Genomic DNA, 8,748 nt, shown 5'->3' on the forward strand with positions numbered 1-8,748 from the left:
CTTGCTATTAGAAATTGTTTTAATCTTACTAAACAACTAGCTTCAAGTAAAGTATCCATCGTTGCGTGTAATGTGTCCATCCATTAAACTAAATAGAAGAAACTGAGGTGTAAACATGATTGTCTTACAAGTAAATCAACTATATAAATCCTTCATTACCGATGAAATTTTAAGTGGTGTCAAACTTGAGGTGCAACATCGTGACCGCGTGGCATTAGTGGGTCGCAACGGTGCTGGTAAGTCGACGCTTCTAAAAATTATTGCCGGTCAAATGAGCTATGACTCTGGTGAAATTATTATTCCAAAAGGGATTCGTGTTGGCTATTTAGAACAGCATGCAGGCATCGATTCAGCCCTATCTATTTGGGACGAAATGATGACAATTTTTGATACGCTACGCATTCAAGAGCAAAAGCTCCGTCAACTCGAACAACAAATGGCCGATCCAGCCGTTTATGAAAATAGCGAAAGTTACGGACGTATTATGGCCGAATACGATCAATTGCAGCATGATTTTAAAGATGCGGGTGGCTATCAATACGAGGCCGATACGCGCTCTGTCTTACACGGCATGCAGTTTTTCCCAGCCGACTATGACAAATCAATTCAATCACTGTCAGGTGGTCAGCGTACACGTCTGGCACTTGCCAAGCTATTACTGTCAAAGCCGGACTTATTGATCCTAGACGAGCCGACAAACCATTTAGACATCGATACACTTTCTTGGTTAGAAGGCTATTTAAAAGGCTATGACGGCGCAATTTTAATCGTTTCCCATGACCGTTACTTCCTCGATCAAGTTGTCTCGACGGTTTACGAAGTTTCACGCACAAAAGTAACAAAGTATGCCGGTAATTACAGCGCCTATTTAGACGAAAAGGCAAAAAATTATGAGCGTGACCTAAAAATGTACGAGCGCCAAATGGATGAAAAGGCTAAGCTCGAAACATTTATTCAAAAGAACTTAGCCCGCGCCTCAACAACTAAAATGGCGCAATCACGTCGCAAAGTATTAGAAAAAACAAACTGGATGGATTCTCCCGATGGCGATGAAAAAAGTGCTAGCTTTGGCTTCACGATCGATCGCCAAAGCGGAAATGACGTGTTATCAATTGATGATTTAACAATTGGCTACCCCGACAAAGAAATCTCATCTAATATCAATATGCGTGTATTCCGCGAAGATCGCATTGCATTAGTCGGCCCAAACGGTGTTGGTAAATCAACATTACTAAAAACCTTGGTCAAAGATTTAGCCGCATATACAGGTGAGATTCGTTACGGAACCAATGTACAAATTGGCTACTATGATCAGGAACAGGCAAAACTCCATTCAAACAAAGCCGTCTTAAACGAGCTATGGGATGAATGGCCTCTCATGAACGAAAAGGACATTCGCAGTGTGTTAGGAAACTTCCTCTTCAGTGGAGATGACGTTTCAAAAACCGTCAATTCTTTATCTGGTGGCGAAAAAGCGCGCCTAGCCTTAGCAAAATTGATGATGCAAAAATCCAATTTCCTCGTGCTCGATGAACCGACAAACCATCTAGACTTAGACAGCAAGGAAATATTAGAAAATGCTTTAATTGATTACCCAGGGACGTTATTATTCGTGTCGCATGACCGTTATTTCATTAACCGCATCGCGACAAAGGTTGTGGAGTTATCTGGGACAGGCTCATTTGAGTATTTAGGGGATTACGATTATTATCTTGAGAAAAAACAGGAGCTTGAAGAATTGGCCGCGATGAAAGCCGCCGCCACTGAGGCAAAATCACAAGAAACAATAACACAAGCCAAGTCGACCTCTATGATTGACAAGGATGCTAAAAAACGAGAACGCCAAATTCGACGTACCATTGAAGATATCGAAAAAAACATGGCCACTCTTGATGAAAAAATCGCCCATTTTGAAGAACAGCTATGTGATCCAGCCGTTTTCTCTGACCATGAAAAAACATTAGCTATTCAAACAGAGCTGTCCGAAACAAAAGAGCAGCACGAAACATTTGAAATGGAATGGCTTGAACTAAATGAAGAGCTAGAACAGCTATAAAGTGAAGCTTTGCTAGGTGGGTTACCATTTGAAATAGGCATCTTACTTCCCTTACTTCGGGGATAAAATAAGGAGAACGCATGTATGGTTGAAGCCTACCGCGTTCTCTTTTTACTATTTCACATAATAGCTTTTTAGCATTTGAAGCTTTTGATACGCTGTATAGGCCCCGTATATCCAACCAAAGAACACGACCGTCAACAACGCAATGACCGTATTAATTACCGTAAAAAATAGCCTCCACGGCGAATCAATCTTTTTCGTTAAAAACGGACGTCTTGCCCCAATACGAATACTTTGAAAAATATCGACTATCTGACTTCGCCCATAAACAAGTGCTAACGGATATAAAACCAATGCCAAAATAATAAAGATGCCACTAAACGAAGCTAAAAACAACCCATTCCCAGACCTAGCTAATACATAAAACACACCGATTAAAAACAACACCCCTACTACAAGCAATCCAATCATTTTATTGCGCTCTTTTAGATAATTCATGAAAGCACCTCGCGTTCAGTCGTTTTTTTCACTATACCCATTTTTAAGAAATTCTTTACTGATTCATCATTATTGTATAATATCAACGCCTCTTTTTACTTCCATTTGGCGATTCGACATATATATAGGTCAATACGCTGAATTTCGACAAAATAACCCACAATTTTATTCACAAATTGAATTCAGTCATATCAACATATCAACAGTGTTTTCCACATTATCCACAATTAAAACTAATTTTATTCAAATAAACTTGTGAAAAAGCAGCTACTATATATAGATAAAGCACAAGTTTTCCACAAGTTATTCACAGTTTGTGCATAAGTACGCATGTTCGCAAAGTTTTACTAGATTCCACTCTATTTTTTTGTGGATAATTTTTCAGAAAAGTTGTACATTAAATAAAAAGTTGTTATAAACAACATTATTTCATCATAAAATACAAGTTACGACTAGTTTAAACTATTCTAAAAAATCTTTATCGCTTCATCACTTCAAACTGTATACAAAAAAGCACGATGAACTGGGATTTTAATTTCCATTTCATCATGCTTACTATATGTTTACTTCCAACTATTTAGTTCCATGCCGGGACGTCCATTCATAGTTAAATTTCCACGGACACCTGCTTCATACATTTGATAGGCTGCTGCACCAATCATTGCAGCGTTATCTGTACATAATTTTAATGGTGGGACGTAAAATGGGATTCCTTCTTGTTCAAATGCTGTTTCTAGCGCGCTACGTAGCCCCTTATTCGCCGATACTCCACCTGCTGCAATCACTTGCTTCACACCAAATTCACGTGCCGCACGTACAGTTTTTGCCGTTAATACTTCTACAACACTATCCTGGAAACCTTTTGCGACCTGCTCTGGAATGATTTCTTCACCACGCTGATCCATATTATGCTTGTAATTAATAACTGCTGATTTTAAGCCACTAAAGCTAAAATCATACGAGCCTTCTTCTAACCAAACTCTTGGGAACTTCACCGCTTCTGTTGCCTCATGCGCTAAACGGTCAATATGAGGCCCTCCTGGATACGGCATATTTAATACACGTGCTACTTTGTCATATGCCTCACCTGCTGCATCGTCACGCGTTTCACCGATGACTTCAAATGATCCGTGCTCACGCATGAAGACCAGCTCTGTATGCCCCCCAGATACAACTAATGCGAGCAATGGAAATGCCATTGGTTGTACTAAATTATTCGCATAAATATGCCCTGCAATATGATGCGTGCCGATTAACGGTAATCCATTCACAAAGGCAAATGCTTTTGCGGCATTGATCCCGATTAACAAAGCCCCAACTAGCCCAGGTCCTTCTGTCACTGCTACTGCTGTCAATTCCTTAGGCGTCATTTCAGCTTGCTTCAACGCTTCTTCTAACACAATCGTTATTTGCTCCACATGATGGCGTGATGCAATTTCTGGTACAACCCCACCAAAGCGCTTATGACTTTCAATTTGAGAGGATACAACATTTGAAATAATTTCCGTGCCATTTTTAATAACTGCCGCTGCTGTTTCATCACAGCTTGTTTCAATTGCTAATATATAGTTATCCATTATAAATTCACCCACATAACTAACGCATCTTCTTGATTGTCCACATAGTAGCCTTTACGAATGCCACCATCTTGGAAGCCAAGCTTGCGATATAAATTTTGCGCAACGGTGTTTGTTACGCGAACTTCTAAACTCATGACGTCCATATTTGCTTCTTTGGCTACACGCATGGCTTCACGCATCAACGCTTCACCAATACCTTGTCCACGAACGGATTCGATAACCGCTACATTCGTGATTTGTGCCGCATCAATGACAAGCCATATACCACAAAATCCAACAAGTTCACCAACATCATTTTCCGCTACTAAATAATGCGAAAACTGATTTTCATTTAGTTCATAGTAAAATGAATCTAATGTCCACGGTGTAGGAAATGTCGCCAGCTCAATCGCATGTACTTTTGGAACATCCTCAAGCACCATTTTCCGATACTGTACCATTAGGGTTGCTCCTTCTTATGTTCCTTAATCCAGTTCGCTTCAGCCTCAGCAATACGGCGATACTGTGGTACAAACGCATGCACTGCCTCTACTGAAGGTAACTCTTGCTTCTCTGCGATCGCAATTAGCTCTGACGCACGTGGTAAATCTAGTGTAAACGGAGCACGTATAGCACGCTCACCTAATACTTCTTGAATTTTTTCAAAGTAAAGATCTACATCTGCACCTACAAATAATACCGGACGCTTTAACGCATCTAGGTTTGTTAAAAGCCCATCAATATGATCATGATGGTCCTCAATAATCGGTACTTGCGTTAATCCTTCATAAACACCAGCATAGATATTTTGACGGCGTGCATCAAACAGCGCACATACTACATCGTTAGACACACGTGCATTCGCTGCTAATGCTTTTAAACTCGATACACCGACTAAAGGCTTTTGCAACGACCATGCTAAGGTTTTCGCTAATGTCACACCAATGCGCACACCCGTATAAGAACCCGGACCTTCTGATACCGCAATTGCATCGATTTCTACCGCTGTTACCCCTGCTCTCATCATCACCTCTTCAATAGCCGGCATCGCACCTACTGAATGCGTTAATTTAATATGTTGTACCACTTCCGCCACCACTTTACCTTCTTTAACAACTGCGATAGAAAGTGGACCATTTGCTGTTTCAATCCCTAACCAAATCATTTTAATAACTCCTCACAAAGACGAATATATTTCTCGCCCATTGGTTTTAACAAAAATTTTCGACTTGTCTCACCAATACGTGTAATTTCAATTGCTAAACGTTCTTTTGGCAACTCATCTTCAATTAAGTGTGCCCATTCAACAATTGTTACCGCATCGCCATAAAAAATTTCATCCCACCCTAAATCCTCATCACTATTTTCTAAGCGATAAACATCTAAATGGTTTAAAGCAATTCGTCCCTCATACTGCTTCATAATCGTAAATGTTGGGCTATTTACTGTTCGCTTAATACCTAAGCCCTTTGCAAAACTTTGTGTAAATGTCGTCTTACCAGCCCCTAAATCTCCTTCTAACGTAATCGTATATTGCGGCTCAACGAATGTAGCCAACTTTAAAGCAAGTGCTTGTGTTTCTTCCAATGTATCTACTTGTTTTTCAAATATCATATTGTGCTTCCTTCCACAAAAAAATCCATTACTTCTAGTTTACTTGAAGTAGCGCAATTGTTCAAAATGTATCACTTATTTTACACATAAGAAAAAGCCTTACACGCAACTTGCCTATAAGACTTCCCTTTATCGTGTAGAGTGCCCTCGACGCTCAATGATTTCTTTTGTAGTTAATGCATCCTCTTTGAATGTTAAACGATAGCCCTTCGTTAAAAGTAATTCATCGTTCCATTCATAAATATTTGATTCCGCTTCTTTTCCTGCTCCACCTGCAATACGTACCACTTCCAGATAGGACATCCCCTTCTTAATTTCTCCATATTCCCGTTCATTCATATACTTTTGCCAGCTATACGCATTTTCTTCTTCAATTTCTAAGATTTCATCCTTACAAGCTGTCACACTTAAAATTAGCAAGAAGATAAGACAAATAGCCAGGCACCCCATTAAACCTTTTTTATTCATCAGCACTCCTCCTCAATAACATAGGAAACTTTTCCCTCAAGGGGGATATACAAAACGTATGCTTAATAAGTTTAAAAGGTGATTTGTTTATCGATTAATTATAAATAGCTTATATTTTTCTCCTTTCCAGTAAAAAGCTCTATCAAGTATGGAAACTGCTATTTGAAAAATATATTGCATGCCTAATAACACGAGATGCTATCATTCTTATTCGTTTTATCTTGCAATAAAGAAACTTTTCTATTTGTTAACGTAATTCATTTAAACATTCTATAAACTAATTCAATTCCCAAAAATGTTAAATTTTCTTCAAAAACCACAAAAAAACCACTGAATATTCAGTGGTTTTACGATTACCTAGCGATGTCCTACTCTCACAGGGGGAAACCCCCAACTACCATCGGCGCTAAAGAGCTTAACTTCCGTGTTCGGTATGGGAACGGGTGTGACCTCTTTGCCATCATCACTAGATTAAGTTGAAAGAATCATTCTTTCAAAACTGGATAAACGTTTCATTGATGTTCGTAAACATGTGGTTAAGTCCTCGACCGATTAGTATTCGTCAGCTACATGTGTCGCCACACTTCCACCTCGAACCTATCTACCTGATCGTCTTTCAGGGGTCTTACTTACTTGCGTAATGGGAAATCTCATCTTGAGGGGGGCTTCATGCTTAGATGCTTTCAGCACTTATCCCGTCCACACATAGCTACCCAGCGATGCCTTTGGCAAGACAACTGGTACACCAGCGGTGTGTCCATCCCGGTCCTCTCGTACTAAGGACAGCTCCTCTCAAATTTCCTACGCCCACGACGGATAGGGACCGAACTGTCTCACGACGTTCTGAACCCAGCTCGCGTACCGCTTTAATGGGCGAACAGCCCAACCCTTGGGACCGACTACAGCCCCAGGATGCGATGAGCCGACATCGAGGTGCCAAACCTCCCCGTCGATGTGGACTCTTGGGGGAGATAAGCCTGTTATCCCCGGGGTAGCTTTTATCCGTTGAGCGATGGCCCTTCCATGCGGAACCACCGGATCACTAAGCCCGTCTTTCGACCCTGCTCGACTTGTAGGTCTCGCAGTCAAGCTCCCTTATGCCTTTACACTCTGCGAATGATTTCCAACCATTCTGAGGGAACCTTTGGGCGCCTCCGTTACCTTTTAGGAGGCGACCGCCCCAGTCAAACTGTCCGCCTGACACTGTCTCCTACCCCGCTAAGGGGCATGGGTTAGAAGTTCAATACAACCAGGGTAGTATCCCACCGACGCCTCCTTCGAAGCTGGCGCTCCGAGATCTCTGGCTCCTACCTATCCTGTACAAGTTGTACCAAAATTCAATATCAAGCTACAGTAAAGCTCCACGGGGTCTTTCCGTCCTGTCGCGGGTAACCTGCATCTTCACAGGTACTATAATTTCACCGAGTCTCTCGTTGAGACAGTGCCCAGATCGTTACGCCTTTCGTGCGGGTCGGAACTTACCCGACAAGGAATTTCGCTACCTTAGGACCGTTATAGTTACGGCCGCCGTTTACTGGGGCTTCAATTCGCAGCTTCGCTTGCGCTAACCACTCCTCTTAACCTTCCAGCACCGGGCAGGCGTCAGCCCCTATACGTCACCTTACGGTTTTGCAGAGACCTGTGTTTTTGCTAAACAGTCGCCTGGGCCTATTCACTGCGGCTCTCGTGCGCTTGCACGCTCAAGAGCACCCCTTCTCCCGAAGTTACGGGGTCATTTTGCCGAGTTCCTTAACGAGAGTTCTCTCGCACACCTTAGGATTCTCTCCTCGACTACCTGTGTCGGTTTGCGGTACGGGTACCTCCCACCTCGATAGAGGCTTTTCTTGGCAGTGTGAGATCAGGAACTTCCTCCATACGGAGTCGTCATCACAGCTCAATGTTACAGTACGCGGATTTGCCTACGCACACACCTTACTGCTTGAACAGAGACAACCAACGCTCTGCTTACCCTACCCTACTGCGTCCCCCCATTTCTCAAACGGTGGGGAGGTAGTACAGGAATATCAACCTGTTGTCCATCGCCTACGCCTATCGGCCTCGGCTTAGGTCCCGACTAACCCTGAGCGGACGAGCCTTCCTCAGGAAACCTTAGTCATACGGTGCATGGGATTCTCACCCATGTTTCGCTACTCATACCGGCATTCTCACTTCTAAGCGCTCCACCAGTCCTTCCGGTCTGACTTCAACGCCCTTAGAACGCTCTCCTACCACGCATACCAACGGTATGCATCCACAGCTTCGGTGAATCGTTTAGCCCCGATACATTTTCGGCGCAGCGTCACTCGACCAGTGAGCTATTACGCACTCTTTAAATGATGGCTGCTTCTAAGCCAACATCCTGGTTGTCTAAGCAACGCCACATCCTTTTCCACTTAACGATTACTTTGGGACCTTAGCTGGTGGTCTGGGCTGTTTCCCTCTTGACTACGGATCTTATCACTCGCAGTCTGACTCCCGTGTATAAATATCCGGCATTCGGAGTTTGTCTGAATTCGGTAAAGCGAGATGCCCCCCTAGTCCAAACAGTGC

7 protein-coding genes and 2 rRNA genes (1 of these 9 running past the window's edge) are annotated in these 8,748 nt (G+C 42.5%); 1 reads left to right on the plus strand and 8 read right to left on the minus strand.

The window, feature by feature from the left end; all coding sequences use genetic code 11:
* Positions 1-115 precede the first annotated feature (115 nt).
* The gene (locus MKX47_RS17850) at positions 116-2,056 is read left to right on the plus strand and encodes an ABC-F family ATP-binding cassette domain-containing protein (RefSeq protein ID WP_340776887.1); all 1,941 of its coding nucleotides are present in this window, start codon (positions 116-118) and stop codon (positions 2,054-2,056) included.
* Between the two features lie 114 nt (positions 2,057-2,170).
* Here MKX47_RS17850 and MKX47_RS17855 read toward each other — a convergent pair whose 3' ends face one another.
* The 8 genes from MKX47_RS17855 to MKX47_RS17890 all read right to left on the minus strand — a co-directional run.
* On the minus strand, positions 2,171-2,557 hold the full coding sequence (locus MKX47_RS17855; RefSeq protein ID WP_340776890.1) for a hypothetical protein: 387 nt from the start codon (positions 2,555-2,557) through the stop codon (positions 2,171-2,173).
* 563 nt (positions 2,558-3,120) lie between these two features.
* Positions 3,121-4,134, minus strand: a complete 1,014-nt coding sequence (gene tsaD / locus MKX47_RS17860) for a tRNA (adenosine(37)-N6)-threonylcarbamoyltransferase complex transferase subunit TsaD (protein ID WP_340776892.1) — start codon at positions 4,132-4,134, stop codon at positions 3,121-3,123.
* The gene (gene rimI, locus MKX47_RS17865; RefSeq protein WP_340776894.1) at positions 4,134-4,577 is read right to left on the minus strand and encodes a ribosomal protein S18-alanine N-acetyltransferase; all 444 of its coding nucleotides are present in this window, start codon (positions 4,575-4,577) and stop codon (positions 4,134-4,136) included. Before rimI ends, tsaD begins: the two co-directional genes overlap by 1 nt.
* A complete protein-coding gene (gene tsaB, locus MKX47_RS17870; RefSeq protein ID WP_340776896.1) occupies positions 4,577-5,281 on the minus strand; it encodes a tRNA (adenosine(37)-N6)-threonylcarbamoyltransferase complex dimerization subunit type 1 TsaB in 705 nt (234 codons plus the stop codon). The genes rimI and tsaB overlap by 1 nt, the downstream gene beginning before the upstream one ends.
* Complete coding sequence (gene tsaE / locus MKX47_RS17875; RefSeq protein WP_340776899.1) at positions 5,278-5,730, minus strand: tRNA (adenosine(37)-N6)-threonylcarbamoyltransferase complex ATPase subunit type 1 TsaE; 453 nt, start codon at positions 5,728-5,730, stop codon at positions 5,278-5,280. Before tsaE ends, tsaB begins: the two co-directional genes overlap by 4 nt.
* Before the next feature lie 129 nt (positions 5,731-5,859).
* Entirely contained in the window at positions 5,860-6,198 is a 339-nt protein-coding gene (locus MKX47_RS17880) for a hypothetical protein (RefSeq protein ID WP_340776902.1), read from the minus strand.
* 355 nt (positions 6,199-6,553) lie between these two features.
* Positions 6,554-6,669 (minus strand): 5S ribosomal RNA (rrf, locus tag MKX47_RS17885).
* A gap of 61 nt (positions 6,670-6,730) precedes the next feature.
* Positions 6,731-8,748: ribosomal RNA gene (locus MKX47_RS17890) — 23S ribosomal RNA — on the minus strand (it continues 910 nt past the right edge of the window).

It is taken from the genome of Solibacillus sp. FSL R7-0668 (assembly GCF_038006205.1).
GTDB lineage: Bacteria > Bacillota > Bacilli > Bacillales_A > Planococcaceae > Solibacillus.

Coding starts and splice junctions, on each gene's coding strand:
- tsaB (WP_340776896.1), bottom strand. CDS start 5,281: ATGATTTGGTTAGGGATTGAAACAGCAAATGGTCCACTTTCTATCGCA.
- tsaE (WP_340776899.1), bottom strand. CDS start 5,730: ATGATATTTGAAAAACAAGTAGATACATTGGAAGAAACACAAGCACTT.
- MKX47_RS17880 (WP_340776902.1), bottom strand. CDS start 6,198: ATGAATAAAAAAGGTTTAATGGGGTGCCTGGCTATTTGTCTTATCTTC.
- rimI (WP_340776894.1), bottom strand. CDS start 4,577: ATGGTACAGTATCGGAAAATGGTGCTTGAGGATGTTCCAAAAGTACAT.
- tsaD (WP_340776892.1), bottom strand. CDS start 4,134: ATGGATAACTATATATTAGCAATTGAAACAAGCTGTGATGAAACAGCA.
- MKX47_RS17850 (WP_340776887.1), top strand. CDS start 116: ATGATTGTCTTACAAGTAAATCAACTATATAAATCCTTCATTACCGAT.
- MKX47_RS17855 (WP_340776890.1), bottom strand. CDS start 2,557: ATGAATTATCTAAAAGAGCGCAATAAAATGATTGGATTGCTTGTAGTA.